The sequence below is a fragment of the Wolbachia endosymbiont (group A) of Andrena hattorfiana genome (assembly GCF_947179565.1).
In the GTDB taxonomy this organism is placed as follows: Bacteria; Pseudomonadota; Alphaproteobacteria; order Rickettsiales; family Anaplasmataceae; genus Wolbachia.
Genome location: NZ_CAMXBT010000002.1, coordinates 79,890 through 106,003 on the forward strand (window position 1 = coordinate 79,890; position 26,114 = coordinate 106,003).

Sequence of the window (26,114 nt, forward strand, 5' to 3'; positions counted from 1 at the left end):
CTAAAGAATAGGTTAATGGCTACCCATTGCTACATAAAAAAGCTGAAATTACATAATTTTCGTAGCCACTCAAACTTTGAACTGGATTCAGATGATAGCTCAGTTGTAATAACTGGCGAAAATGGTATTGGTAAAACTAATATACTTGAAGCAATCTCGTTGCTTGCTAAAAGCAATGGAATGAAAAAAGCAAAAGCAAGTGAGATACAAAATAGATTCAGTAATGAAGATTGGGTAGTGCACTATGATTTTTTTAATGGAACGGATTTTAATTCAATTGGTATTGCAAAGAGTTTTGATAAGAAACTAATACAAATTGATGGAAAAACGCAATCAAGTTATTCATCTCTGTATAAGATATCCAATGTAATATGGCTGATTCCACAAATGGACTATGTTCTTCTTAATTCTCCAAGTGACAGATTAAAATTTTTAGACCGTATAGTTTCACTGTTTGAAGAAAATTACACTTGCTGCTACATGAAATATAGAAAAGCTAAACATGAGCGAAGTAAACTATTGAGGGAGAACATTTTGAACAAAAACTGGTTCTCTAGTCTTGAAAACATAATGGCCGTTAATGCAGTTAGTATTTTACATATGCGATCGTCTGTTTTAAAAATATTACAAGATACAATTGATAACCATTCCAGTAAGCTTTTTCCGAAGGCAAGTTTGAAATTCAGCAGCCAGCTAACTTTGGACGATACTGCAGAATATTTTCAGAATCGTCTAAAGGAAAACAGAGAAAAAGATTCATTGACTGGTAGAGTAACCCTTGGTGTGCATAACGATAATTTTCGGGTTTTTTGTCAAAAAAGAAACGTACCAATAAATCTGTGCTCCACTGGAGAACAAAAGTTATTACTGCTTTCTATTATTTTATCCAGTGTAAAAGCAAGGTGTATTCATTACAATAAGGCACCACTTCTTCTACTTGATGATATAATGTCTCATCTAGATAAACATTACAGAAAGGCGTTAATAGAGGAAGTGTTAAGTATTCAATGTCAAACTTGGATAACTGATGTAAATCAAGATAATTTCAATAGCTATCTTTATTCTTTCAAGTTTTTTGAATTGTTAAGTAAATAAGTGACAATATTCTTCTGCAAAAGGAAAGAAATACTTACGTCCTTGGTCTTTTATTATATGACTGTGACCTTACCCAGATGATATGAATAAGTATTGCTTGGTTGAAAGCAAGAGAAGATAATAACTTTTCAGAGTGGATAGGTGGCAGGTTGGTACTTCTTTTGAGGCACTTTCTGCTCTTACATGGAGTGTAGGAAGAAGACCTCGTGACCCAGATTAACCACCCCTGCCACCGGCGAGGCTCACAAAATGTGATGACCTCGTATAGGAGTTTGGAACAACCGGTACTCTGATATATTGAAATATGCAATTGGAGGAAAAAATGCGTCACATTGGAGTTATACTAATAGCTTTACTGCTTGTTATCTGCGAGAAGGGAAGCCAGAGTATATTCAAACGTTTTGCTTAAAAGACTTGGATAATTTTATCGAAAATCTTCAAGAAACAGATAAAGTGGATATAAAAGCAACGGGCAATAGCTGTTTCTTTTATGATGCAGTTTCACCTTACGTTAAGCATGTGGTAATAGTCGCTCCCGGACAGTTTGAAGTTGTGCGCCGCTCTATACACAAAACAGACAAGCATGATGCAAGAGCTATTGCTTTCTTTCTAAGCAAAGATATGTTGCCTGAGGCAAGGCATAAAAGCAAACAATGTTAGCAGTTATAGTATTTTCTAAAACGAATGATAAACGTCTAAAATGGTATTACCAACTAAAAGGTGTAAGTCTGTACATTGATGCATTAGAGGTCTGAGGCGACTTTTGATGGTGTGCCAACAATGCTCTATCGGATTTAGATCAGGTGAATATGTTGGAAGATAAAGCAAATGACAGCCAAAAGACTCTATTAATGACTTTGTTTTGGGAGTTTTATGGAATGTAGCATTATCCATAACTATGGTTGTATTACGCTGCAATTGTGGTTCGCTCTAACCATACATTAAATACATCTTTATTACACCCTCCTGTGAAGGTCATTGGTGCAATAAACTTCTTTTTAATCCATCCACCTATTATACTCACTCTTTCCCGCTTTTTTCCTGGAACATCAGCATATATTTTTTCTCCTCTTGGAGCTTGTGCATATTCTCGGTATAGAATATATTATACCTTTATCATTCGCTTTTGAAAATACTATAAAACAGAAACAAAAGTGCTGTTTATTGCAGCTTTTGGGTAATTTAATGGTAAAAATTTAGAGAGAAATTTTATACACTATCACTGATATTTTCCCTTAAGTTGACGCCATTGCCTGAACAGATACACTCGGATTTTTTATATAACTATATTTACTATCTTATTTGGTACAGCATATACAGTGCGAACTTTGTTTTGACCGATCTTACTGGACACAGAGTCTATCGCTATTTTCTTCAATTCTTCTTGAGGTAAGCTAATTGCTACCTTTATTGTTGTGCGTAATTTTCCATTGATTTGCACTGCTATAGTTACCGTATCGTCAACTAATAATGATTCATCAGCTTTTGGCCAAGGTTGACCTCCTATTTCTTGCCATAGGCTTTCAGCTAGATGTGGTATGAATGGTTCGATTACTCTGATTAATATACATATACCTTCATCAATAAGAGATTTTCCAGTTTTTTACATCTATTTCAGCTATTAAATTCGTCATCTCACGAAATTTTGCCACTACACAGTTTAATCTGCAGTTTTCCAAGTCATCTGTAAGTCCGTGTAAGAGTTTATGAATTTTTTTTCTGTACTCTAGAAGTCCACCCGTAATACTTTCATTATCATAGTGTATATTTACAGGTCTCAGCTGCATGACCATACGCCACAATTTATTTACATAACGAGAACAACCTTCCACGCCATCATCGGACCATTCCATATCTTTTTCTGGAGGAGTGTCGGACAACACAAACAAGCGAGCAGTATCAGCACCATACTTTTCTATGATAAAATTTGGATCAACTGTGTTCTTTTTCGACTTGCTCATTTTTTCAACTTTGCCCACTTGAACCTTAGCTCCTTGTGCAATCAACTCTTTTGCTTCTGCGGGAAATAGCCACTTACCATTTTCATCTTTATAAGTTGCATGGCAGACCATTCCTTGAGTGATTAAAGTAGAGAAAGGCTCTTTAATAGCAAAATAGCCACATTTGGTTAAAGCACGGCAGAAAAATCGTGAATAAAGCAAATGCAGAATTGCATGTTCTATCCCACCTATATAATAATCAACAGGCATAAAACGATTACATGCATCTTTGTCTATTGATTTATCTTCACTACAGAATGCAGCAAAATACCAGGAAGACTCAAAAAAGGTGTCAAATGTATCAGTTTCACGCTCTGCTTGCTTTCCACATTTTGGGCAATCAACGAACTTCCAAGTTGGGTGCTTATCCAGCGGATTGCCACCACTTGTAAATTCTACATCTGCAGGTAGAACCACAGGAAGGTCTTTTTCTGGCACTTGCACAGTTCCACAATCTTTACAATATATTATAGGTATAGGGCATCCCCAATAACGTTGTCTCGAAATTCCCCAATCATGTAAACGATAGTTTGTTGTTTTCTCACCTATCCCTTTTTCTTTGAGCTTTTTAATGATTACTTCCTTTGCTCTACTTACCGTTAATCCGTTTAAGAACTCAGAGTTAAACATTATCCCATCAACGACCTTCAAGGTCTCTATAGTTTGTGCACCCTCTTCACGAACTACGGGAATAATCGGCAAATCATATTTCTGTGCAAATTCAAAATCACGCTGATCATGTGCAGGGCAACCAAAAATCGCGCCTTCCCCATATTCCATCAACACAAAATTCGCTATGTAAAGCTGCAATTCCTTATCAAGAAATGGATGCTTAACGTTTAATCCGGTGTAAACTCCTATTTTTTCATCATTCTCCCCATTTGTTTTTATGTTATCGATAAAGTCCTGTATTTCTTTATTTTTTAAATCCTGCACAATAGGGTGCTCTGCTGCCACTGCACAAAAAGAAGCCCCAAATAAAGTATGAGGATAAGTTGTAAAAACCTTCAATTTCTTATTTAAGCCAACTACTTCAAACTCTATAGTTGCTCCTTCAGATTTTCCTATCCAATGCTCCTGCATTGTTTTGACTTTTTCTGGCCAATTTTTCAAACTTTGCAGGCACTTGAGTAAGTCTTCAGCGAAATCAGTAATCTTAAAAAACCATTGGGACAACTTACGTTTTTCAACAACTGCACCTGATCGCCACCCTTTTCCATCAACCACCTGTTCATTTGCAAGCACTGTTTGGTCCACTGGATCCCAGTTAACCCATGACTCTTTTCGATAGGCAAGCCCATGCTTTAAAAAATCCAGGAAAAATTTTTGTTCGTGTTTGTAGTAATCAGGCTCACATGTGGAGAGTTCACGCTCCCAATTATAAGAAAGACCTATAGATTTCAACTGTGTACGCATATTATCTATATTCTCTTTTGTCCATGTTTCAGGGCTAATATTATTGTCCCTTGCTGCATTTTCAGCTGGTAATCCAAACGCATCCCAGCCAATTGGATGCAAAACCTCAAATCCACGAGCTCTCTTGTAACGTGCTATCACATCCCCTATTGCATAGTTACGTAAGTGCCCCATATGAATTTTACCGGATGGATATGGAAACATCTCCAATACGTAACATTTCTCTTGTTCACTATTCTTGCTTACAGAAAAATCCCATTTATCTTGATAAAATTTTTCAACACTTTTAAAATCATATTTCATATAAATCCAAATTCAATTACAGTTCACATGCATCAAAGGATCAACCGCTTGGCCATTATGCCGTATTGTGAAACACATCTGTGGATCTTTATCTTGTGTGCTTGATTTACCTGCAGATCCAATCACTTGACCTTGCTTTACTTTATCACCAATTTCAACATGTATGTTTTTTAAATAGGAGTACATAGTCATGTAATTATCTTTGTGTTCTACTATAATTAAATTTCCATACCATCTCAGCCCTTTGCCTACATATACCACTTTGCCGGGTGCAGAGGCAACTACATTCGTTCCATTTTGAGCAGCAATTTTTATGCCATCCTTACACATTTCATCAGAAGAGGTAGCTGAAATAACTGTACCTTTAACTGGCATTACAAATTTGCAATTTACCCCCACGTTTTGTGCATTATTGTTATCTTTGTATATCCTGTTTATGATGGCTTTTCTATTTTCTTTTTTTATTAAAGGCTCCCTAATTAAATGGTACTCTCTTGTATATTCCAGCTCTCTTTTTCCGTAAAATTCTTCGCCTTTAAGCAGCACAGGTGCAGGTTTTTGCAGGCCACAGCCTATTAATATTGCTAATAATATAAGAAATGAAGCTATATGCCATATTTTAGATATATCAACTCTCATAAAACTCCAAAATTTTAGCGAGACGTAGTGTTTCACGCCTGTTCGTTACTTTCCTCGTTATTTATTTTACTAGTTAAATAATCCCTCAAATCGGTAAGTTCTTGCAACAAATTCTTTGGATCACGATTGACTTTTATATCATTACCAAATTCTTTTTGCACTCCTTTTATTGTATATCCTTTATCATATAGCATGTATTTTACTTTCTTTATGGCCTCTATACACTTAAGATCATATAGCCTTCTTCCTTTACTCTTTGTAGGCTTAATTTGATGAAACTGACCTTCCCAAAATCTTAAAACATGCTGTTCCAAATGTAGCTCTTCAGCTACTTCCCCAATCGTATAAAATAATTTTTCCTTATTCATTAATTATTGATTAATTTTTTTATAATTTTTGAAGGCCTAAAAGAAATTGAATTTCTTGCCTGAATCATCACTTTCTCTGATGTATTTGGTATATTTCCTGGTCTTTCCTTCTTTTTCTTAACCAAGAATGTCCCAAATGACGATATTTTTACTATTCCATCCTTTGCCAAGCTTGTCTTTATTTCGTTCAATATATCATCTATTACCGAAGCAGAGTCTTCCTTTGATAATCCTATTTCTTGGTTTATATTTTCAGCTATCGTTGCCTTAGTTACTGTTGTGTCTTTTGTTGTAACGTGATCCATTATTGATAAATATTACAATACGTAAATATAATATAGCAATCGACTCGAGATTCAGCTACTTTATTTTTTAGGGTATGTCTCTTCTGTAGCATAATTTAAAATACTAGCAACTGCCAACATTACAAATATTGCAAAAAGCGCCATTTGATGATCTGTAAAAAGTGCTAGCATTGACACTATAATTCCGCTGACAATAAACATAAACCCATTGATAATGGATGATGATGTGCTAATGTATTTTCGTTTCACAATCTCGCTGCCGACAGTAAAATTAAGCATATGTCCTCCCGCAAAAAACCCGAACATTAACATACAAAAGTACACAACGTGGACTGTTAAGTGGCTGCACAACAAAATAATCATTGAAATACCTTGTAACAGAGCAAAAGCAGAGATTACATGCCTTCTATTTTTAAATAGATTTGAGATTCGATCTGCAATTGGAGCACCAACTGCAAGACCAAGCCATAATATTGAGGTTGCTACACCTGATTCCACTGCATCAAGTTCTGAGTTGCTCAGTAACCTTGGAGCCCACAAGGTATTCAGTGCTAAAAATGTTCCAAAAGTAATAGCACCCACCACTGAAGTTATCCAGATATCTCTTAATTTTAGCACTGTGAGTACAGAGCACATTACTGTTCTTATAGAGCTTTTTATTGTGCATTCTTCTGAACTGCTTTCTGGAAGTGTGTTTGGACAAAAAAGCGCAAGTACAAATATCAACACACCAAATAGTATTATGCATACAATCAGATTCTTCCAATCTGCACCTTCGGCAAGCAAGCTAGAGAACAACATTTGAATCACCAAAGCGGAAAGACTTGAAATTGTCTGCACTAGTGAAAACATTAATCCAAATTTGGCAACGGAAAAACATATGCTACTTGTATGAGCAGCACCAATAAAACCAAATGATGCTCCAGTTGCAATCAACACTTGAGATAAAATCAAATGGGAAAAATTGTCACTATTAATAAGGACAAAAGACCCCAAGATCATAGTTGATAATGAGAAAAAATAAATTTTTTTACTGGAAAAAACATTAAACGTTGCCCCACTAAAAAATTGTAAGATAGCAAAAGTCCAAGTATATACTGAGTTAGCTAGCGCAACTTGCGCGATTGTAAGTCCAAGTTCTTTTTCAAGATTCACACTTATAAAAGTATAAACTATCTGAATATTGCTGAATATAACAACCAAGTTACTGATCAGCCAAATGAACCAAGCCTTAGCTCTGCTTTCCATAAGATTTATTTTTATAAGTAATCTATTAGAAATTTAACACTAAGTCTCTTTTTAAGCTATTGTTTCCTGAATAAGTGCTGGACTTGACTTTCTTTAGCTTTATTGTACAATTAAATAATTTTATTCTAGAGGTTGGTAATATGGCACCACAAGATAAATCTCAATTCAAAAAGTTTGACAATATATTAGCAAGAATAAGTGACACCATTGATTCTGGTAAGGGTGATTCTATTGAGATTTATGATGAAATAAAAAATTAGCTGAGAGAAGAACTTAATAATGTATATGAAGAATGGAAAAGTAGTGAATTTAATCCAAACTTCAGATTCAAATTAGATGATGGTTATGAAGTAGAAACAACGCTACTGCACATTGCCATTTAATGCAGGAAAAGTGCTGCATGTGCAACACTAGTCCAATGCTTGTTAGATCAGGGAGCTGATCCCAACGTACAAGATAGTCCTTATAGTAGTTTTACCTTAACCTGTGTCCTAATGCCTTTTTTAAACCACCCATGTCCAATCTTTGAATGTGTGCCAAACCGCGATTCATCGAAGAAAAACAGCTCTTTTTCAGGATGCATGACAATAGTTTCATTAAGATTTTTTTTTAAACTCCTCTTGTTTACTTTTATCTTGTCCGTTATGCACTGGTCTTGGTGTAATATATGAGAATTTCATTCTTTGCATATTACGGTGTACTGTAGACTTGCTAAACCAAACCTTTCCTGAATTCTTATTTTCATTTCTTTTATAGTAATATTGGGGTTTTCCTCTATCCACACCTCAACTTGTTCACGTTGACTTTGATTCAATATAGTTTTTCTACGGCGTTGAGGTGGAGCAAATAATTTTTCTTCTCTTCCAAACTTTAGGTCATGCAGTAAGTGCCTTTCTTGAAATGCAACATATTTTTGCTACGGCTGTTATACTATGCTTTTTTGCTGCAATTACAGCATTTAGTTTTCTTGCAACATATGTGTTATTTCTTACTTTCTTCAGCATTTCTTTTGCTCACTTTTTCATCCAATAATTTTGATCTTAATGCCATTTAAACCTCGCTATTTTACTTACTTCAGTATGGCTTTTTTTTCATTATTGTCTATCCGTTACTTGTATAGCGGGAATTGGTATAACTAATTTACTTATCAACATATCCACTAACTATAATCTGTATACCGCTACACAGTTAGAAGTATTTTTTGATTTTACAATACAGCTTGAGATTCAATTTTTATAATTTTCTTGTTGACTAGCCAGAAGGTTGTAAGTTGGAAATGTGATATAAAAAGAAGCAAGAAGAAAGATAACTCTATAAAAATGTGGTTATCGCCAGGCTTGAGCAACCGTAAGACGGTAGTATTATAACATACGTAGATATCAAGGTACTCAAGCCTATCCTTCGAGACGTTTGAATAGTTGTTTGGGACATATATATGCACCCGTTTACAATCTTAAATTTTAACTTAAACTCTCGAGGTTCTTTATGGTTACATCTTATCAAAATTTTATTGGCATTGATATCGGAAAACTTGAATTTTTTACTGCAGTTAATGAACAAAAAGGTGTCATCAAATTTGACAATAGTTGTGTTGGTTGGAAACAACTCTACCAAAAATTTTCAAATATCTTGCCCAACTCCATGGTAATTTTAGAAGCTACAGGAGGTTATGAGCTTGGCTTATTGTATTTTCTTATTGATAGAAACATTGCTGTGCATCGTGCTAATACTCGTCAAGTTAAAAACTTCATTCTATCTCATGGAACTTTGGCAAAGACCGACAGTCTTGATGCAAAAGCGCTTGCCCAATATGGTTCTGAGCGTTGTGGACATTTGCAGCTATTTACACCTATCTCAAAAGAACAAACCACCTTGTTTGCACTTTGTCAGCGTCGTGACGATATTACGAAAATGCTTGTTCAAGAGAAGAATAGGCTAAAAACTCCTGGAAATGATTACATTAAGGAAAGTTGTCAACAAGCTATTGAATTCCTCAACAACCAGGTAGAAAAGCTTGATCAAGCTATACAAAAAATAGTCAATGAAAATCCTGAATTGCAACGATGCCAAAAAATTCTTGAAACAGTCCCTGGAATAGGTAGAAAAACCTCTCAATGTTTATTGTGTCTCATACCGGAACTTGGTTCTTTAAATAAAAGGCAAATTGCAAGCCTTGCAGGTGTTGCGCCTCATCCTAAGGAAAGTGGTAAAGCTATTGGCTACCGAAGGATTATAGGTGGAAGAAGTAACGTTCGTTCAAAGCTTTTTACAGCTGCCATGGCTGCTACAAGGTCCAAATCTGCACTTAGTGCCTTTTATTCTAAGCTTATTGAAAGTGGTAAGAAGAAGATGGTGGCTATAACAGCTCTAATGCGTAAAATAATAGTGATTGCTAATGCAAGGCTTAAAGAAGCAGTTAATTTGCATATTTAAAAATTTACATAGCAATAACTGAAATTGGTTAATGAATATGCGCTTTTAATGTGTGTGGACGCGCATATTCATTAACCAATTTCAGTTATTGCTGTGGTGGCTGTTTGATACAAAATTCTGTTTCTATAACAAATGGGTTTTTATTGCCCATATGAAGTTGCAAAATTACAAATAAAAAATTTTTAAAAAACATAGTTGATATCTACCTTCTCGGCTTGCTGCTTTTGATAAAGTGTGGTTTTCAAGACCATATCAAATAGATCCTATTAAAAATCAATCGAATCTTCACATGTTTGTTCTTCATAAAAGAAGTTCAATGTTATCGTAGTACCAACTTTTGCTTCACTTTTAATGTCGAAAGTTCCACCCATTAACTCTACTAATTTCTTGCTTAGCGGTAATCCTATGCCCGTACCTTCATTTCTATATCCCGAATCTGCTTGGCCAAAAACAGACATAACTTTATATATATCCTGCTGCATTATTCCTATTCCATTGTCATGAAACTCAATAGTTAATAAGTTTTTTTCTATATTTTCTTTTATCACCATTCTTATTAAACCATCTTTGGGAGTAAACTTGATTGAGTTTGATAATAAATTTATTATAACTTGTTTCATTCTCTTAGGATCTGCAATGACTAATAATTGTTTATTAGTCGTCTCTTTTTTTAAATTAATCCCGGCTTCTTTTAATTTAGGTAATAGCATATTTACGCATGAATCTATTATTTTGTTCAGGTTAAACTTCACTTTTTCTACTGTTAAACTACTTGATTCAGCTTTTGAAAAATCTAACACATCATTAATTAAGATAAGTAAGTGTGTTCCTGCATTATATATATCGTTTGCATACTCCTTGTATTGAGAGTTATCCATTGAACCTAAAGTTTCATTTTTGATCAACTCCGCAAATCCAATAATAGCATTAAGAGGTGTGCGTAATTCATGTGTAACGCTTGCAAAAAATTTTAGCTTATTTGCATTTTCTTGCTCTAATGCCTCTTTTATCTGCTGTAATTCAATGTTAGTTTTATGTTGCTTGGCTAGCATTTGGGTATTAGAAAATTGCAAATAGAACATTATTAATATTAAAATTATTAATAATAAGCCCAAAAATGTTAAAAATAGGCCATATGCTATAACATAAGAATTATTGTAGTTTCGAAGAATCTTCAAAAAAAACGAAGGTTTAACGCTATTTTCATGGAATATAGGAAAAATAGAAGTTAATGTATTTCCTGTAGTATAAAATATTTCTTGGTTACTTAATAGTTCATCAATTTCATCGTTTGTAAGTAACTGTTCATAATCATAATCTTGAGTGTTAAAATTACTGAATATTATTCTGCTGTTTTGATCATACAGTATTAAGCTGAAATCCTTTACTTTGCTCACTGATTGTAATAATTCAGCACGCAGTTTTACCAGTTGGTTTATGTAGTCAAAATTTTTGTATTTAATGTGATGCTTTTCTATTAGTAAATAATGGTATTTTTTTATTATGCCATTTTCCAGTATACTTTTTAAGTTTACACTTGAATCACGGTAAGAAGAAAGGAAATTACTCCTTAGTAAATAATTACAATATATCACACTGAATAAAATCATAAAGATCAATGAGAGTAATGCAATAACTTTTGTGTATTTGTTTTTCTCCAGCGCAGAAAACATTGATTTACCTAGCTTATACATATTCTTCTTATTGTGAAACAACGGTTTTTATGTTATTAATAATAAAATTTAGCATATAATATTTTATGACAATTTCTCCTATTTTGCCAGTTTATTCTCCTGTTAACATAAATTTTTCTTATGGTAAAGGTATTTACTTGTATGATATTGACGGTAAGCGCTACGTAGATTTTCACTCTGGAATAGCCGTTAGTAGCTTAGGTCACACCAATTCGCGATTAATTAGTGCTCTAAAATTGCAAGGAGAAGAATTATGGCATATATCAAATACCTATAATATACCTGCTGCCAATAATTTTGCAGAAAAATTAATAAACAACAGCTTCGCTGACACTGTATTTTTCTCAAATTCTGGATCAGAGGCAGTAGAATGTGGGCTTAAGATTGCTAGGGTCTATCAAAACGGAAAAGGCAATAAAAACCGTCACAGAATTTTAACATTCCATGGTGCATTTCATGGAAGAACCTTCCTAACTTGTGCTGCAAACGATAAACAGAAATTTTCTGAATTACTGAGTCCCTGTATTGATTGGTGTGATAATATCGAGCCCAATATTGAGAGTGCAAAGAAAGCAATTTCAAGTGGTATAGGCGTTATATTAGTAGAACCAATACAAGGGCAAGGTGGTATCAAAGTAATGAATGAAGTCTTTATGAAAGAACTAAGAAAGCTGTGTGATGAAAATGACATATTGTTATTTTTTGATTGTGTACAATGCGGTGCTGGTAGGACAGAAAAATTATTCGCATACGAACATATAGGAGTGGAACCTGATATATGTGCTCTTGCAAAGGGAATAGGAGGAGGCTTTCCGCTAGGGGCTTGTCTTGCAACTGAAAGGGCTGCTAAGTATATGGCGGTCGGTATGCACGGTTCCACTTTTGGTGGCAATCCGCTTGCAACCTCAGTAGGTAATGCTGTGCTCGAAGAATTGCTCAGTCCTGGCTTTTTGAAAAATGTTGAAATTAGAGGTAAGTATTTAAAAAATAAATTAGAAGACTTAGCAAGTAAATTTCCAATAATAGAAGAAGTGAGAGGGAAAGGGTTAATGCTTGGAATAAAGGTGAAAGCAAACAATAAAAAGTTTGCAGAAGAGCTAAGTTATCGCGGCTTGCTTACTGTTGGGGTAACATCAGATAACGTTGTGAGAATTTTACCTCCACTAATTATCACTGAAAAAGAGATTGATGAAGGCATCGAGATTTTGACTCAATATTTATCTGAGAAATCTTCTAGTGAAATCAAGCAAATACACACGTAAGATCTGGCTGTTTACCAACTGTTGTTTGTACCGAAATTATAGTAGTAGCTACTTCATTCATGCATTTTACCTTATTTCGATAATTCCCCTAACAGGATTGGTATTCCAAAAAGAAAAAATGTCCCTTTCACTAAATAGGTCGTTATTCCACATAATAATGCACCACACAAAAATGCTAGCGGTCCAAATGCTATGAAACCGCAAAGTGATGGCAATAGCATAGTATGGCCTAATGATATTTCATATATAAGCTTCGCTGAAACTATAAGTCCGATGAATAGCATAGCTGTACCCAAGACCATCCTTTGTCTAGAATGTTCTTTCCAGTTCTTGCGATACAATTCAGAAAAGTTATTGTTAACTTTTACTTTAAAAATATTATGGTTAGTTTTTAATTTAAGTTCTAAACCAAAATTTTCTTCCAACTCTGGAAAAAAACCTCTCAAAAGATTGTCCCGCTCTGAAATTACTCCATGACGCCATTTATGGCAATCTATAACTTCATCAATTACCATACTAATTTGATTATTGATCTTGTATAAATTGCTCATTTTATATGAACATCCACAATAATGCTTTTTTCTAAAGTCTGCGCAGCTTAAATTCCTTAAATCGTACAAAAAGTCTTTAATTTCTTGTGCTGTTTTATTAGCATCATCTCTGCAACCTACGGCTTTCAAAACTGTTGCTAAATGCTCATTTTCAATGCGAGAAATCGTTTTATCTAATGCATATATATATTGTTTAGATTGAAAGTATGAGATGATTTTTTCTTTACACCTATCTCCATTGTCTTCGTACAAACTATTTTGTGTAAAACTATCGTCATTTTCTTCGGCAATTTTTAATACATGACCTAATACATTTTTAGCCTTCACACTACTTTCAAAGTAGCAGTTTCTGATTATGTGCACATATGCCTTTGCATAAGCATTTTCAGACTTACCTACATTATACGCTTTAGCTAAAAAGACTAAATAGTCAAATCCTGCCCATAGATAATACATGGACTTTACAATAGCACTTCCCACAGAAAATAGAACTGAGCGTGTGTAAGATAATTTACCGTTGTTTTTAATTCTGTCTTCATATGAACAAAGATATTTTTCTGTGCTTTTTAAAATCTTACGTAAATCTTCTTCTGTCTTTCCTACGTCAAAATCATTTATATCATGTACTTTTTCATACACCTCTTTTATCAAATCCTTTGAAAATTTTTTCAGAGCTGCGTCATCGATATTTCCTAGTGCATCCATGTTTTCGCTAATATAGATCTCTATTTTTTCTCCAAGCTCTATTCCCATTCTATTTTTTATTAGTTTATTGTACCTATCAGTGGCTGGAAATAAAACCTTTTGACAAAAATCCTGCGGTGCGCTTTTTAATTTTGCTAAAACTTTATCTACAAATAACTCAATTTTTTCACCTCCAGCAGCAAAAAACCAAGGTTGCCTGTTAGGATTGTGTTCTCTATTTCTTCCCAAATTCTGCAAAGCTTCTGCTGGATTGTTGAACTGACTAGTTGAATCTGTAAATATTGATGCAACGTGATTATACTCACTATCGAAACCACGGCCTTTTGTCTCGTCTATAATTGTTGTCAACGCGTATTTAGCTAATGTACTTAAATCGCCTTGGTCATAATTACAATAGTCAGCTCCATATTTACCTGCGTCATTACGTGTTATTTTAAAAAAAAGGTTTATTTGTCTCAATACCAAGATCATTTTTTCCAAATCCTGCAAAAATACATTTATTTTTTTCGCAGAAGTCGTTTAGGTTATGTAGTACACCCCCCTGTTGTTCTATGAAACTATGTAACTCCTTGCTTAAGTGCCAGTTATCAACTATTAGACTGCGTTGTTTATCATTGCTTTTACTCAATGCTTTAATTACTGTCTTTACCTGTGGTAAAAGCTCATCCTTAGCGAATTTCTCACTAAAACCTTTTTCCTTTAAGAAAGCTATAATGCTGCCATCATTAGCAGTACTAACCTTATTTTTAATATCTTTTATTAATTTATCTAAATCTTCTCTTCTTTGTTTATCCAAAGCGGTGTTATCGCATCCCACTAAATACGAAAGTGTAAGATCAATCATTGAGTGCATTACTCTGTATTCTAGATACTTAGCAGTATCGCTAAAATCTACCTTGTCTTTCAATTTAGATATCTGTTCTTCCGTTAGACCAGGGTGTTGCTTTTTAACGCAGTTTATAAAGTTTGATTGACGTAATTTGAGTCTGTAATCTTGGTACGACATCCCTTCAGGCTGAAATTTATTATAAACTTCATAACGCGTACCATCTTCATATACCAAATTATTCTTACCTTGCAATGCAAAGCTAAGGTTAATTATGCTATTCACATCATCAACTAGAATAAGAGCATTTTCCCCAATTGGGCTTTGTACGTTCCACCTTACAGATTCCAGCAGATTATCAGAGTCAACAAGTTTATTGTAATTAAAAATTTCTTCACATTCTTCAACATATTCATGAGCTGGACTAGACTTTTCCCTAGTAAATAAGCTGCGCACGTTAGCAGCAAACCTAAGGAGCAGTTCTTTTGATTCTACTCCAGTTATTTTGGTCAACACCCACCAAATTGGCAACATTACTATACTAAATATAAACATAGAAACTATACAATATAGATTCTCAATTAAAGCGGAATACAGCCAATGATCTGAAGTTAGACCAATTATTGCAGCAACATTACTATTTATAATAGGGAATAATGTAATTAAAGGTATTATGGCAGCAGCAACATTCACCACGAATGCTCGATTGAATTTTTCTCTTTCATTAGTTTTTGCAATAACATTTACTGTTTTGATAGTGTCTGCAATGCAGCGTCTACTTGATCTTGTAGGACTGATAATTTTTCCACATCTGTTTAAGATCCTTTTCTTTGGTGTTGCGGTTAGGTAAGTCGTAGGATATTCCTCATCAAGTTTGCACATATTTTCAAAGGCCTGCTGCTTGTTAATGCTATCTGCTTCATCAACACTAACCCAAAATTTAGGCTTTTCACCGTTTTGCTCTTCAAATTTTCGATCATTCTCTTGCTGTAAAAGCAGATCATGTGTTACTATAATTGTTGTAGGTTCAGTGACTTTCAGCGCATCCTTAATTTCTTGCACAGTTTTAGGTGTTTTAATGTTTGCAGAAAATACACCATCTATCATTTTCTTAGCCTGTTCAACTAAATTACCATTTGGCACTGCAACTAAATGGTGATATCCTGCTTGAGCTAGCGCATGACTCCACAATCCAATATCATAAGTCTTGCCAAACCCAGTTTCTGCATCAATCATAGTATTACAGTTAGTGATGGAAGAACTTTCTAGATGCTTTAGCATCTCTTCAACAACAGGTTTACGACGTTCTACTATTATAGATTGTCACTGAAGAGCTTTATAGATTCACCTTGTAGCTTACTATTAACTTCCTTTAAATGAGGGATAAGCTCTTTTATTTGATTAGTAATACATTGACTCATATCTTCCCACTATCAACACAATGTATTCTATAATACATTGTGTTGATAGAATTACAACAAACATTTTTAGGTATTTTATGCCTTATAGACAAAAAATCCAACATTAGTTATCATCTTAATATGAACGACAATCTGGTATGCCTCGGAATGATTACTTCTCCTCACGGAATTAAAGGAGCTGTTAAATTAAAAACTTTTACCGAAAAACCTGAAAATATCTCCTTATATGGTGAGCTAATAAGTGGTGATGAGAATTATAAAATAGACTTAGTATCCGTCATAGGTGATAATCTAGTAATAGCTACAATCAGCGGAGTAAATTCCCGTAATGAAGCAGAGCTTTTAAGGAATAAGAAGCTGTATATAGAAAGAAGCAAGCTACCGAAGCTAAATGATGAGGATAAATTTTATCAAAGTGACCTTGTAGATATGGAAGTAAGGCTGGAAAGTAATGAATTATATGGCAATGTAAAATCTGTGTATAATTTCGGCTCAGGGGATATATTAGAAATTTTAGTTATCAGCACAAAAAGATGCATTATGCTATCTTTCACTAAAGAGATATTTCCACATATAAATATAAAGGGGAGGTATATAGTATTAAATATGCCAGAATTTATTGACTAATAAAGACTTTGATATTTATATAAAGCTATTTATAATTGTAAGATCAAACTGAAAATGTAATTATGGCAGAAAGAGCTAACGATATCAGACCAGGTCAGGTGTTGGAACATAACGGCGGATTATTTTTGGTTGTAGGTATTATGCATACTCAACCTGGTAAAGGTGGTGCATACATACAAGCCGAAATGAAAAACATCAAAACCGGAGCAAAACACTATGAAAGATTTCGCTCTGATGCAACAATCAGAAGGGCAATTTTAGATGAAGAGGAGTATGTTTACCTTTTCACTGAAGGAAACATTGTAAATCTTATGCATCCAAGTAATTACGAGCAAATCACTATAAATTTGGACTTATTGGGAGAAAAAAAGATTTATCTACAGGATAATATGAAAGTTAAAATAGTAACTTATCAAGACAAAATAATTTCTGCGCATGTGCTTGATTATGTTACACTTGCTGTGAAAGAAACAGAGTCTGTTATTAAAGGACAAACTGCTACTGCTTCTTATAAGCCTGCAATTTTAGAAAACGGAATGCGCGTTAACGTGCCTCAGTTTATAAAAGAAGAGGATAAAATTGTAGTATATACTCCAGATGACAGCTATTATGAAAGAGTGAAAGAGTAAAAGGAAGAATGTCGATCTCATCACCACGAATTAATGTGATGCTTGATTCTGTGCGTAGTGCTTCCAGGCAGCTTATGCGCGATTTTAATGAATTGCAAATTTCTAATGTTAAATCAGCAGACTTCATTAATAAAACTTATTCAAAATCCAAGCAAACCATATACGATTGCTTGCACGACTACAAACGAGACTATGGGTTTATTTCCGAAGATGATACTGACCAAGAAATAAAAGATAACGGTTACACTTGGTTTATTATGCCTATAGAGGGCAGGGAGAACTTTTCTAGTTGCATGGTTTATTTTGCAGTATCAGTCTGTCTCATTCATAAAAATAAAGTTGTGGCAGCTGTAATTGATGCCCCGGCTCTTAGAGAAACTTTTTGGGCAGAAGAAAAGAAAGGTGCTTTTCTTGAGGATTTTAGATCTCGTCATATAAAAATGCGGGTGAAAAGCCGTGAAGGGGGGCTAATAGATGTAAGTGGTAATTTATTAAATAAATTGCTGCCTGGCAATAGTAATGTACGCTCCATCGGTTCAACAATTTTAGGCTTTGCGTACCTTGCAGCAGGAAGGCACAGAGGAGCAGTTTACTCTGGAGTTAACAAATATAAAGCCTTGCTCGGTAGACTTTTTCTGCAAGAAAGCGGTGGAAGGCTAACGGAAGACAACGGATTGATTATTGCTGGCGATATTAAATTAGGATAAACAGGCTACAGAGATAGACAACTTTTCGAAAACTTTTATAAGAGATTCTGTTAAATGTTCTATCATTTCATCAGTATGATAAGGTGTAGGGGTAATACGGAAACGCTCAGTTCCTCTTGGCACTGTTGGATAATTTATATGTTGAACGTATATTCCATGCTCATCAAATAATAATTTTGATGCTCCTTTGGATAACTCTGGGTCGCCAATTATTATTGGAATTATATGAGTTTCTGTTGGAATGAAGTTAATTCCTGTATTTCTCAGTGAGTTTTTTACTTTTTCAACGACTTGCTTTTGCTTTTCCCTTTCAATGTTGCTCGATTTTAGGTGTTCAACGCTTGCCTTTGCTGCCGCTGCTAAAACAGGCGACATAGCAGTGGTGAAAATAAATCCTGGAGCGGAACTTCTTATTACATCTACCAAGCTCTTTGAAGACGCTATATACCCACCCATCACTCCAAAAGCCTTCGATAGTGTACCTTGAATGACGGTTATTCTATCCACCAGGCCTTCTCTTTCTGCAATTCCGCCACCATGTGAACCATACATGCCAACTGCGTGCACCTCGTCCAAATAGGTGATTGCATTATGTTGATCTGCAAGATCGCATATCGCTTCAAGCGGCGCTGTATCGCCATCCATTGAATATACGGATTCAAGTGCTATTATCTTTGGTGTTTTTGTGTCTACGGACTTTAACAACTGCTCTAAGTGATCAACATCATTGTGTTTAAATATATGTTTTGGTCTTTTTCCTGATTTTATGCCTTCTATCATTGAAGAATGGTTCTTCTCGTCTGAAAAAATTACTACATTTGGGATAATAGACGATAAAGTGCTAAGTGTTGTCTGGTTAGCAAGGTAGCCACAAGCAAAAGTTAAAGCAGCCTCTTTTTTATGCAAACAAGCTAAGGATTTTTCCAGTTCGACAACCTCTTTTGTTGTACCAGATATATTTCTTGTTCCCCCCGCACCAATTGATGAATTTTGAATAGCGGCAATAACTTTCTCATTTTGTGACATTCCTAAATAGTTATTACTGCACCAGACTATTACTTCCCTATTTCTTTCATAGTCCATAATGTGGGGGAGCCTACCTGGCAATGACGCGAAGTGCGTAAATTCACGGTAGCACCCCTCATCTTTTATATCTTTGATTTTGTTTAAGAATATTTCTTCGTAGTTTACCAAGTTTTTATTCACTAATAATTAATACAATTATAATAAATTATTAAATGGTAAACTACAATATTTATTCCTTAGTTTACTGTTTGTTGTGCAGCAAACTCATCACCTGTAAGCTTAGTAACATTCTTACTTTCAACCGAGCTTTTAGGTGTGCAGCAGTATATAACTGCAGCAGCAACCAGACAACAAGCTCCAACTGCTATTTCCACTGCTAACATCTCTAGGCAAACTACAATAGCCGCTCCCGAAGCAACTCCAGCTAGTGCTAGTGCAGAAGCAGCTATAACAGGCAGCTTACTACTTTTTATCTGCGGACCTTGTGAATCACCTTTACCTGTAGGTTGATCATTACCCTCTTTACTATCTGTTGTAGTTACCACAGGCTCTTCATTGTCAGTAATATCTTCAGTTGTAGACACATCGCCAGCATTTGAAGAGGTGCTACTATGCTCATCACTGCTTGAGAGACTAGCATTATCATCCAAGGTGTTTGTATCGTTAGCTAAAGCTTCTGGTTGTGGATTATCTTCACTTTCAAGCTGGTGATTATCCTCCTCATCACTTGAGGAATCTGGCGTATCACTTGTTTGTAGTGTTATGTATTCAGTAGACTGATTAGCAAGAGTACCTGTAGTATCATTAACATCTTTACTTGAAGAATCTAGCTCATCACTACCAAAAGGTATTATTTGATCACTTGTAGTAGAGTTAACATCTTCCTCACTAATGTTATTATTTACTGATTGTACATGATCAAGATACAGATCTTGTACTGATGCAAGTTTTTCGAATTTAGCTTCTGACTCAACTTTCTCTAGTTCAGTTGATGCTGCTACAATTTTTTCGGATTCAGCTTTCTCTAGCTCAGCTCTGTCTAAACCATTTACTGATGGTGCATGATCATTTTGAATTACATAAAGCCATTCACTAAGAAGTTTCACAATCTCTCTGAGTTTGCCTCCTTGTTTACTTTTCTCCTCGCCCTCTAAACTAGCAACTTTTGTCTTGGCTTTGCTTAATGCTTCCCGTAAAGCAAATTCAGCAGATGCAGTCATATAAATTTCTTTCTGTCCCACTATAAGTTTTACTGTCTCAAGATCAACACTCTCAAGAACATTACAAAGAATTTCTTCTATGGCCTTTCCTTGGTTAGTTTGAATCCCAGAAAACGGAAACAATTCCTTAGTTTCTTTAAGTTTGCTTTCTTGTTGATTCTTTTCCTCGCCCTGCAAACCATTAATTTCTGCCTCGGCCTCATTTATCGTTTCTCGAAGAGTAAAAAGTTCTCTCAAACTGGTCGACCTTTCATTACTTTGTGTCTTTTTTTTAGGACGGAAAAGATTAGAAAGTCTTTTCCGAACCGACCCCTTTTTACTTTGTCTCTCCTCTTTAGAGTTGGTCGACTTGTCAGCATCAGGAGTTTCTATTCCCGAATTGGTCAAAATATTAACATCGGGAAGTCCTTCTGCCAAACTGACTGACTTCTTTTTACTTTGTTTTAAATGGACCTGATTGACACCCATAGTAGGTACTCCTAGACGGGTGTGCTTACTAGGTTGAGGATTGCTCAAATACTTGTTAAAATATTCTACACGTTCAACCACAGTCTTTTCACCTTCTTCAAGATTATTCGGACTGCCAATATCAAAAATTTCCCCCGAATTGGACCAGTTTTCAAACGATTCTACCAAACTAGTCTCATCCCTTTTGTTTTGTTCCCTCAAATTGATCGTCGATCCTCCTTTAGAATTAGTCAAATTGTCAATATTAGGAAGTCCTCCTCCCAAACTGACTGACTTTTCACTTTGTTCTTTAAATTTGCTCATTACACCCTCCTTATTATAATTGCCTCTGGGCTTCTTTATTGAAGCCCTTATGTCACCCATAATACCATTTCTTCTATCTTCGTCAAGAAATTTATCATTTCTATTGCTGAGCTCAGAATATCTATTAATTATTTCAGAGAATGAAGCATTCTTATGTTGATCTTTCACTCGTTCAAAATATTGTTTATCGCTACTTGAATGGGTGCTTGGAATAAGACAACTGGGTACAGTTAGTACATCATACACTTCCCTAGCAGTCCGGGAAAGGATGTAGCATGTTGCAGATGTATTATTATCCGACTTAAAATTTTTTGGCTTTATTTTTAAAATAAGATCATGATAAACTTCCAATTTGTGGTCATGTAGCGCCGGCACGGAATGTCTTCCTATTTTTAATTGTTTGCCTACATGTTTATAGCCCATAAAATTAGGTGGTAATGAAGGTATGGAATCTGATCGATTAACTACTCTAATAGTCTTTCTTCCAAAGAGCTCGTTACAGACTTTAGCAGCATTACGGTTAAAAACCCTTGGTGCACCAAAAGTTGCAATATGTAAATCTTTTGCATCCTCTGTTACACTTAAACATAGAGCAGCTATGTTAGCGACAGCACCTCCCATGCTGTGACCTGTAAGATTAATTTTTAAATCTCTGATTTCTAATCCTTGATCGTTAGCATATCCTTTTAATATCCCGTAAAGGCTCTCCCAGGAATTTTCAAATACGGAGTAGAAGCCTAAGTGAATTTTACCACCTTTGGGCAGAAGTTCATATTGACGAATTAAAGGTATTTCAACATCTCTCTTGAAGTCATAAGAATTACAAGTACCGCGGTATGCTATAGTTACTTCCTTACCCCTTATGAAAACATAACCAGTATGTCGAACTTCTTGGTCAGAAATAATGCCATGAAATTGAACAACTTTGTAACCCTCTTTCCCAAGTTGAGCAGGAGTTTTATATCCTCCTTTCTTTAGCTTAACAAACTCATTGTTTTTACAACCACAATCACTAACATAATAGCCTACCATAGCGAAGTTGATCATCTCTAATAACTTCTTTTGGTTAAATCCTGCAATTTTAGTTAGATTCCTAGAATTATTCCTGCTTTTACCTTTTCCTGTAACACCTGCTGTTTGTGGAATAGGTTTTCTAAGTAAATTAATTATATATTACCTCATATAAATAACTAATCTAGTATAGTATTAGACAACAATTTTGCCAAGCAAATTATTAACTCTCTTAGCAAACAGACTTACATCATCCATCTCTTCACCTTCCACGATGCAAGCTTGATAAAATAATAAATGAATCATGTCTTCCAATGTTGGGTTTTCACCATTTTCAGCATGAGATTTCATTATGCTTTTTATTATAGGATGATTAGTGTTAATTTCCAGTACCTTTGGCGTGCGGTAATTTAGCTGCTTTTGTTCACGCAAAAAACGCTCCATGCGAAGATCCATAGCACCTTCATCAACTGCTAGACATACAGGGCTGTCAGTCAGTTTTTTTGAGATTTTCACGCTTTTCACTGAATTGCCAAGAACCTTGGTGAAATATTGCAGTATAGAGTCCGTATTTTCTTCAGTCTTTTCTTCATCTTGCTTATTTTCTTCATCTTTTTTATCTTCTTCTGAAGAGAATTTTTCCAGATCAACATCAGCGCAAGTCACAGACTTGAATTTTTGATCTTTATATTCATGAATTACACTGGTCCAGAAATCATCAACTGGATCAACAAATAGGAGCACTTCTAGTCCTTTACTGACGAATCCTTCAAGTTGCGGACTGTTTTTCACTGAATCGAGGCTATTTCCGGTGAGATAATAGATATGTTCCTGCTCAGGCTTCATTCTGCTTATGTAGTCATCAATGCTAACTAATTTCTCATCACCAGTACTATGAAATCTGCAAATTGAGAGTAGCGCTTCTCTCTCATCAGTTGGCATAGCTTCACAAAGACCCTCTTTTAATACTGCACCAAAATTGGTCCAGAATTTTGTATATTCCTCTAAATTCTCTTTTGCCTTTTTACCAAGCTCTGATATCGCGCGTTTAGTTAAGGATTTTCTGATTTGCCCGACAACACGATTATTCTGCAGCGTTTCTCTGCTGATATTAAGAGGCAAGTCCGGTGAATCAACAATACCTTTCAAGAAACGTAAATACTGCGGTATGATCTGTACGTTATCTTCAGTGATAAATACTTTATTTACATATAACTTAACAGAGCAACGTCTATTTGGATGAAATAAATCAAAAGGTTTAATAGAGGGAACATAAAGCAAATTTGTATATTCTATTGTACCTTCATTTTTATTATGCAATATCATCCAAGGCTCCCCGCCAACGTGAGCAACACTGCGGAAAAAATCATTGTGTTCCTCTTGAGTAACATCATTTTTTGGCTTAGTCCAAATTGCAGCCTTACTGTTTAACTTTTCACTTTTTCCTTCTTCATTTATGAATTCAACAGGAAAATTTATGTGATCAGAGTAAGTAGTGACAATGTTTTCAACACGAAATTTATCTAAAAACTCATTCTCTTCAGGACGCATAATGAGTGTAATTTTAGTTCCACGAGAAATTTGATTATCTAGTTTACTTATCGAATACTCTCCATCTCCCTTGGATTTCCAGACCCAAGACTCCTCCTCTCCAGCTTTTCTTGATTCTACTATTACTTCTGATGCAACCATAAAGCTTGAGTAAAAACCAACACCAAACTTCCCAATCAGCTCCACAGCTTGGCTTGAATCCTTGCTATTTTTAATCGCATCTAAGAACTTTTGCGTACCAGAGCTTGCAATTGTACCAAGGTTATCTATTAAATCTTGTCTGTTCATTCCGATGCCATTATCAGTGATATATAGCTCGTTCTTATCTTTATTGGAGCTAATAGTGATTTTTAACTCATCACTTGAATCTAGCAAATTTGAATTAGATTGAGATTCATAGCGCAATTTATCACATGCATCCGATGCATTTGATATTAACTCACGCAGAAAAATGTTCTTATTAGTATAAAGTGAATGAATCACTATATTCAGTACTTTCCCTACTTCAGCGTCAAATTTTAAATTTTCAGTTTCTTGTACGTTATGCATTTTGAGCTCCATTATTTGCCTACTACCCTAATAATCTAAGTATTGCACTGCAATCTTTCAAGGTCACGCACGCCAAAATTAATGTAGCCGCCATATTATGACACCCAATTTATGGGATCTCTTGCATAAAAATTCCTTTACAAACTCTGCCAGCCCCCTTATCATGAAGCTGAAGCTATTTATTTATCTTCGCAATCTCTGCAGTGGATTAATGACAAAAAAACTTAATGTATTTGGCGTAAATCATGCTTAATTTTTTGCACTATGTGCACCTCATGTCTTTATAAAAACTTTAGGTTTCTACCTATACAAGCCGAAACGCACTTATAAAGCGTTTAAGACAGTAAAAGACGTCAAATAGACAAGGGAGAATTTGAATACTAGCTATCCTGGGGTTTCTTTGCCTTTTTTTCCGCTCAGTAAATTTCTTAACGTTTGTAATTTAGATTAGTTGCGGCTTAAAAGCAGCTGAATCGCGGTTATTAAGTGTTTAGAATAAAAAAACGCCATACTTGAAAGTATAATGTAAGTAACTAGCCAACCACGGGGCTTCTTTTGCCTTTTTTTTTTCATTTGGTAAATTTCTTAATGTTTGTAGCTAAAGCAATTTAAGAGACCGAAAATGGTTTCATTCCAGCGCGTGACGCTGGAATCTAGTCTTTATTATGCAGCCACTTATTTAAAGTTAAGTTTTCTGGATCCAAGTAGTCTGGGCACTGGGATGACATCATAGAGGCGCTGGGATGACACCCTGACAATCGTCATCCCGCTTTGTTAGCGGGATCTAGAGATACCGCGGCGGTATGATGGTTCGTGGCGGTATAATGAAGCTTGAAAGCGGATCACCTTTCACGACCTGTATTTACTTCAGGAGTATTAACAGGTGTTATCGTTGGGTTTTCAAGTTGTGTTGCTTGCTCTAAGCCCTTGCTTATACTTTGGTCCTGATTTAAAATTTTATCAAAGTGCTTACTCTTTTGTTGCTCTTCGTTATTTGACGTATATCTTTGAGCATCTTCTTTTATGCCACGAGCATTTTCCACACTCTTTTCATCCTAACCTAAAAGTTTTTCTAATATTTTCTTAACAAAGCGCTTCAGAAGACTCAAAAACCCTTCTTCTTTTTGATTTTCTTGTGGTTGAGGTGTGTTATCTTTTTTGTCCGGCTCAGTGTTGAGCTTCTCTTTTATAGAACTCTTGCTCACTGAGGGACTAACGATTTGTGAATCGTGCTTTGATGGCTGTGTATCTGTTTGCACAGAAGCTTCAGTAGTCTTTTTTTGTGTATTATGTTCAAGGTCTTTAACTGTTGTTGTAGTTTTTCTTGGAGTGTTAGTCACTTCTTGAAATTCTTTATTATCACGCAACCCTTCAATCCTTGATAGTTGCGTATCTTGCCTAGCTTCTTGCAGTATTGCACCTGATCTACTTCTTTTACTTGTACCAAACTCTTTCCTTAACTCTTGTGTTGATCGTCTAAGTTTATCTATTTCTTCGTCGTTCTGTCTTTGTCGTTTTTCAAGTTCTTTGTCTAACTTTGCAATATTTTCCATTTTGTTCTCAAGCTCCTTACTTTTTACAGCTTTTAGAGCCTTGGTTCCTTTTGCAATATAATTAACCTTCTCTTCTAATGAGGTGCCTTCTGGAAAAGCACCTGGAGAACGTTCAAAAACATCTTTAAACTTTTTTTCAACACTTTCTTTAGATGTCTGCGCCATACCTGTTACCTATTAAAACATATCATATAACCAGTATAT

21 protein-coding genes and 4 pseudogenes are annotated in these 26,114 nt (G+C 35.1%); 8 read left to right on the forward strand and 17 right to left on the reverse strand.

From position 1 onward, the window contains the following. Window positions 1-15 precede the first annotated feature (15 nt). Both recF and OM966_RS02115 read left to right on the forward strand, forming a co-directional pair. Complete coding sequence (gene recF / locus OM966_RS02110; RefSeq protein ID WP_264328634.1) at window positions 16-1,095, forward strand: DNA replication/repair protein RecF; 1,080 nt, start codon at window positions 16-18, stop codon at window positions 1,093-1,095. A 309-nt stretch (window positions 1,096-1,404) separates the two neighbouring features. Beyond that, window positions 1,405-1,752 (forward strand): annotated as a pseudogene (locus tag OM966_RS02115) (IS110 family transposase); the annotation flags it as partial. A gap of 18 nt (window positions 1,753-1,770) precedes the next feature. Here OM966_RS02115 and OM966_RS07300 read toward each other — a convergent pair. The 9 genes and pseudogenes from OM966_RS07300 to OM966_RS02145 all read right to left on the reverse strand — a co-directional run. Continuing rightward, window positions 1,771-2,197 (reverse strand): annotated as a pseudogene (locus tag OM966_RS07300) (IS630 family transposase). A 174-nt stretch (window positions 2,198-2,371) separates the two neighbouring features. Next, window positions 2,372-2,536 carry a hypothetical protein gene (locus OM966_RS07305; protein ID WP_405197132.1) on the reverse strand — a complete coding sequence of 55 codons (165 nt, stop codon included), beginning with the start codon at window positions 2,534-2,536 and terminating at the stop codon, window positions 2,372-2,374. Next, window positions 2,537-2,680: pseudogene (locus OM966_RS07310) on the reverse strand (class I tRNA ligase family protein); the annotation flags it as partial. Beyond that, window positions 2,676-4,814 (reverse strand): leucine--tRNA ligase, encoded by a 2,139-nt coding sequence (leuS, locus tag OM966_RS02120; protein WP_405197133.1) that lies wholly within the window; start codon window positions 4,812-4,814, stop codon window positions 2,676-2,678. The gene leuS and the pseudogene OM966_RS07310, both read right to left, overlap by 5 nt. 12 nt (window positions 4,815-4,826) lie before the next feature. Continuing rightward, complete coding sequence (locus tag OM966_RS02125; RefSeq protein WP_264328635.1) at window positions 4,827-5,453, reverse strand: murein hydrolase activator EnvC family protein; 627 nt, start codon at window positions 5,451-5,453, stop codon at window positions 4,827-4,829. A gap of 32 nt (window positions 5,454-5,485) precedes the next feature. Then, on the reverse strand, window positions 5,486-5,821 hold the full coding sequence (locus OM966_RS02130; protein ID WP_264328636.1) for a MerR family transcriptional regulator: 336 nt from the start codon (window positions 5,819-5,821) through the stop codon (window positions 5,486-5,488). Beyond that, complete coding sequence (locus OM966_RS02135) at window positions 5,821-6,126, reverse strand: integration host factor subunit alpha (protein WP_264328637.1); 306 nt, start codon at window positions 6,124-6,126, stop codon at window positions 5,821-5,823. The genes OM966_RS02130 and OM966_RS02135 overlap by 1 nt, the downstream gene beginning before the upstream one ends. Before the next feature lie 60 nt (window positions 6,127-6,186). Further along, window positions 6,187-7,374 (reverse strand): MFS transporter, encoded by a 1,188-nt coding sequence (locus OM966_RS02140; RefSeq protein ID WP_264328638.1) that lies wholly within the window; start codon window positions 7,372-7,374, stop codon window positions 6,187-6,189. 469 nt (window positions 7,375-7,843) lie between these two features. Continuing rightward, window positions 7,844-8,424, reverse strand: a pseudogene (locus OM966_RS02145) (winged helix-turn-helix domain-containing protein); the annotation flags it as partial. Window positions 8,425-8,618: 194 nt separating this feature from the next. On the opposite strand from OM966_RS02145, the gene OM966_RS02150 reads away from it, so the two are divergent. Continuing rightward, window positions 8,619-8,741, forward strand: a complete 123-nt coding sequence (locus OM966_RS02150; RefSeq protein ID WP_264328578.1) for a hypothetical protein — start codon at window positions 8,619-8,621, stop codon at window positions 8,739-8,741. Between the two features lie 118 nt (window positions 8,742-8,859). Beyond that, complete coding sequence (locus tag OM966_RS02155) at window positions 8,860-9,807, forward strand: IS110 family transposase (protein ID WP_264328356.1); 948 nt, start codon at window positions 8,860-8,862, stop codon at window positions 9,805-9,807. 266 nt (window positions 9,808-10,073) lie between these two features. Here the strand turns inward: OM966_RS02155 and OM966_RS02160 are convergent, their stop codons facing one another. Next, window positions 10,074-11,501: a sensor histidine kinase gene (locus tag OM966_RS02160; protein WP_264328639.1), complete on the reverse strand. Its 1,428-nt coding sequence runs from the start codon at window positions 11,499-11,501 to the stop codon at window positions 10,074-10,076. 65 nt (window positions 11,502-11,566) lie between these two features. Between OM966_RS02160 and OM966_RS02165 the strand changes: the two genes are divergently transcribed. Continuing rightward, entirely contained in the window at window positions 11,567-12,763 is a 1,197-nt protein-coding gene (locus tag OM966_RS02165; RefSeq protein ID WP_264328640.1) for an aspartate aminotransferase family protein, read from the forward strand. A 71-nt stretch (window positions 12,764-12,834) separates the two neighbouring features. Here the strand turns inward: OM966_RS02165 and OM966_RS02170 are convergent, their stop codons facing one another. Together OM966_RS02170 and OM966_RS02175 are read right to left on the reverse strand one after the other, a co-directional pair. Beyond that, window positions 12,835-14,478 (reverse strand): hypothetical protein, encoded by a 1,644-nt coding sequence (locus OM966_RS02170; RefSeq protein ID WP_264328641.1) that lies wholly within the window; start codon window positions 14,476-14,478, stop codon window positions 12,835-12,837. Next, complete coding sequence (locus OM966_RS02175) at window positions 14,453-16,126, reverse strand: DEAD/DEAH box helicase family protein (protein WP_264328642.1); 1,674 nt, start codon at window positions 16,124-16,126, stop codon at window positions 14,453-14,455. Before OM966_RS02175 ends, OM966_RS02170 begins: the two co-directional genes overlap by 26 nt. 260 nt (window positions 16,127-16,386) lie before the next feature. Between OM966_RS02175 and rimM the strand changes: the two genes are divergently transcribed. From rimM to OM966_RS02190, 3 genes are all read left to right on the forward strand, one after another. Further along, window positions 16,387-16,893 carry a ribosome maturation factor RimM gene (rimM, locus tag OM966_RS02180; RefSeq protein ID WP_264328643.1) on the forward strand — a complete coding sequence of 169 codons (507 nt, stop codon included), beginning with the start codon at window positions 16,387-16,389 and terminating at the stop codon, window positions 16,891-16,893. A 62-nt stretch (window positions 16,894-16,955) separates the two neighbouring features. After that, a complete protein-coding gene (efp, locus tag OM966_RS02185) occupies window positions 16,956-17,522 on the forward strand; it encodes an elongation factor P (RefSeq protein ID WP_264328644.1) in 567 nt (188 codons plus the stop codon). An 8-nt stretch (window positions 17,523-17,530) separates the two neighbouring features. Continuing rightward, entirely contained in the window at window positions 17,531-18,229 is a 699-nt protein-coding gene (locus tag OM966_RS02190) for an inositol monophosphatase family protein (RefSeq protein WP_182321100.1), read from the forward strand. Here the strand turns inward: OM966_RS02190 and hemA are convergent. The 5 genes from hemA to OM966_RS02215 form a co-directional block, all read right to left on the reverse strand. Beyond that, window positions 18,221-19,423 carry a 5-aminolevulinate synthase gene (gene hemA, locus OM966_RS02195; RefSeq protein ID WP_264329017.1) on the reverse strand — a complete coding sequence of 401 codons (1,203 nt, stop codon included), beginning with the start codon at window positions 19,421-19,423 and terminating at the stop codon, window positions 18,221-18,223. The genes OM966_RS02190 and hemA overlap by 9 nt on opposite strands. Before the next feature lie 68 nt (window positions 19,424-19,491). After that, window positions 19,492-22,293 (reverse strand): lipase family protein, encoded by a 2,802-nt coding sequence (locus OM966_RS07505; RefSeq protein WP_264328645.1) that lies wholly within the window; start codon window positions 22,291-22,293, stop codon window positions 19,492-19,494. A 159-nt stretch (window positions 22,294-22,452) separates the two neighbouring features. Beyond that, window positions 22,453-24,357 carry a molecular chaperone HtpG gene (htpG, locus tag OM966_RS02205; RefSeq protein WP_264328646.1) on the reverse strand — a complete coding sequence of 635 codons (1,905 nt, stop codon included), beginning with the start codon at window positions 24,355-24,357 and terminating at the stop codon, window positions 22,453-22,455. A gap of 842 nt (window positions 24,358-25,199) precedes the next feature. Then, a complete protein-coding gene (locus OM966_RS02210) occupies window positions 25,200-25,400 on the reverse strand; it encodes a hypothetical protein (protein ID WP_264328647.1) in 201 nt (66 codons plus the stop codon). 12 nt (window positions 25,401-25,412) lie between these two features. Next, complete coding sequence (locus OM966_RS02215; protein ID WP_264328648.1) at window positions 25,413-26,075, reverse strand: hypothetical protein; 663 nt, start codon at window positions 26,073-26,075, stop codon at window positions 25,413-25,415. Window positions 26,076-26,114: the final 39 nt, after the last annotated feature.

What these genes read in the sequence shown, in the direction of transcription:
- OM966_RS07505 (WP_264328645.1), bottom strand. Translation starts at nt 22,293, where the DNA reads ATGATCAACTTCGCTATGGTAGGCTATTATGTTAGTGATTGTGGTTGT.
- leuS (WP_405197133.1), bottom strand. Translation starts at nt 4,814, where the DNA reads ATGAAATATGATTTTAAAAGTGTTGAAAAATTTTATCAAGATAAATGG.
- OM966_RS02155 (WP_264328356.1), top strand. Translation starts at nt 8,860, where the DNA reads ATGGTTACATCTTATCAAAATTTTATTGGCATTGATATCGGAAAACTT.
- htpG (WP_264328646.1), bottom strand. Translation starts at nt 24,357, where the DNA reads ATGCATAACGTACAAGAAACTGAAAATTTAAAATTTGACGCTGAAGTA.
- OM966_RS02190 (WP_182321100.1), top strand. Translation starts at nt 17,531, where the DNA reads ATGTCGATCTCATCACCACGAATTAATGTGATGCTTGATTCTGTGCGT.
- OM966_RS02160 (WP_264328639.1), bottom strand. Translation starts at nt 11,501, where the DNA reads ATGTATAAGCTAGGTAAATCAATGTTTTCTGCGCTGGAGAAAAACAAA.
- recF (WP_264328634.1), top strand. Translation starts at nt 16, where the DNA reads ATGGCTACCCATTGCTACATAAAAAAGCTGAAATTACATAATTTTCGT.
- rimM (WP_264328643.1), top strand. Translation starts at nt 16,387, where the DNA reads ATGAACGACAATCTGGTATGCCTCGGAATGATTACTTCTCCTCACGGA.
- OM966_RS02175 (WP_264328642.1), bottom strand. Translation starts at nt 16,126, where the DNA reads ATGCTAAAGCATCTAGAAAGTTCTTCCATCACTAACTGTAATACTATG.
- OM966_RS02165 (WP_264328640.1), top strand. Translation starts at nt 11,567, where the DNA reads ATGACAATTTCTCCTATTTTGCCAGTTTATTCTCCTGTTAACATAAAT.
- OM966_RS02140 (WP_264328638.1), bottom strand. Translation starts at nt 7,374, where the DNA reads ATGGAAAGCAGAGCTAAGGCTTGGTTCATTTGGCTGATCAGTAACTTG.
- OM966_RS02125 (WP_264328635.1), bottom strand. Translation starts at nt 5,453, where the DNA reads ATGAGAGTTGATATATCTAAAATATGGCATATAGCTTCATTTCTTATA.
- OM966_RS02130 (WP_264328636.1), bottom strand. Translation starts at nt 5,821, where the DNA reads ATGAATAAGGAAAAATTATTTTATACGATTGGGGAAGTAGCTGAAGAG.
- OM966_RS02215 (WP_264328648.1), bottom strand. Translation starts at nt 26,075, where the DNA reads ATGGCGCAGACATCTAAAGAAAGTGTTGAAAAAAAGTTTAAAGATGTT.
- efp (WP_264328644.1), top strand. Translation starts at nt 16,956, where the DNA reads ATGGCAGAAAGAGCTAACGATATCAGACCAGGTCAGGTGTTGGAACAT.
- OM966_RS02135 (WP_264328637.1), bottom strand. Translation starts at nt 6,126, where the DNA reads ATGGATCACGTTACAACAAAAGACACAACAGTAACTAAGGCAACGATA.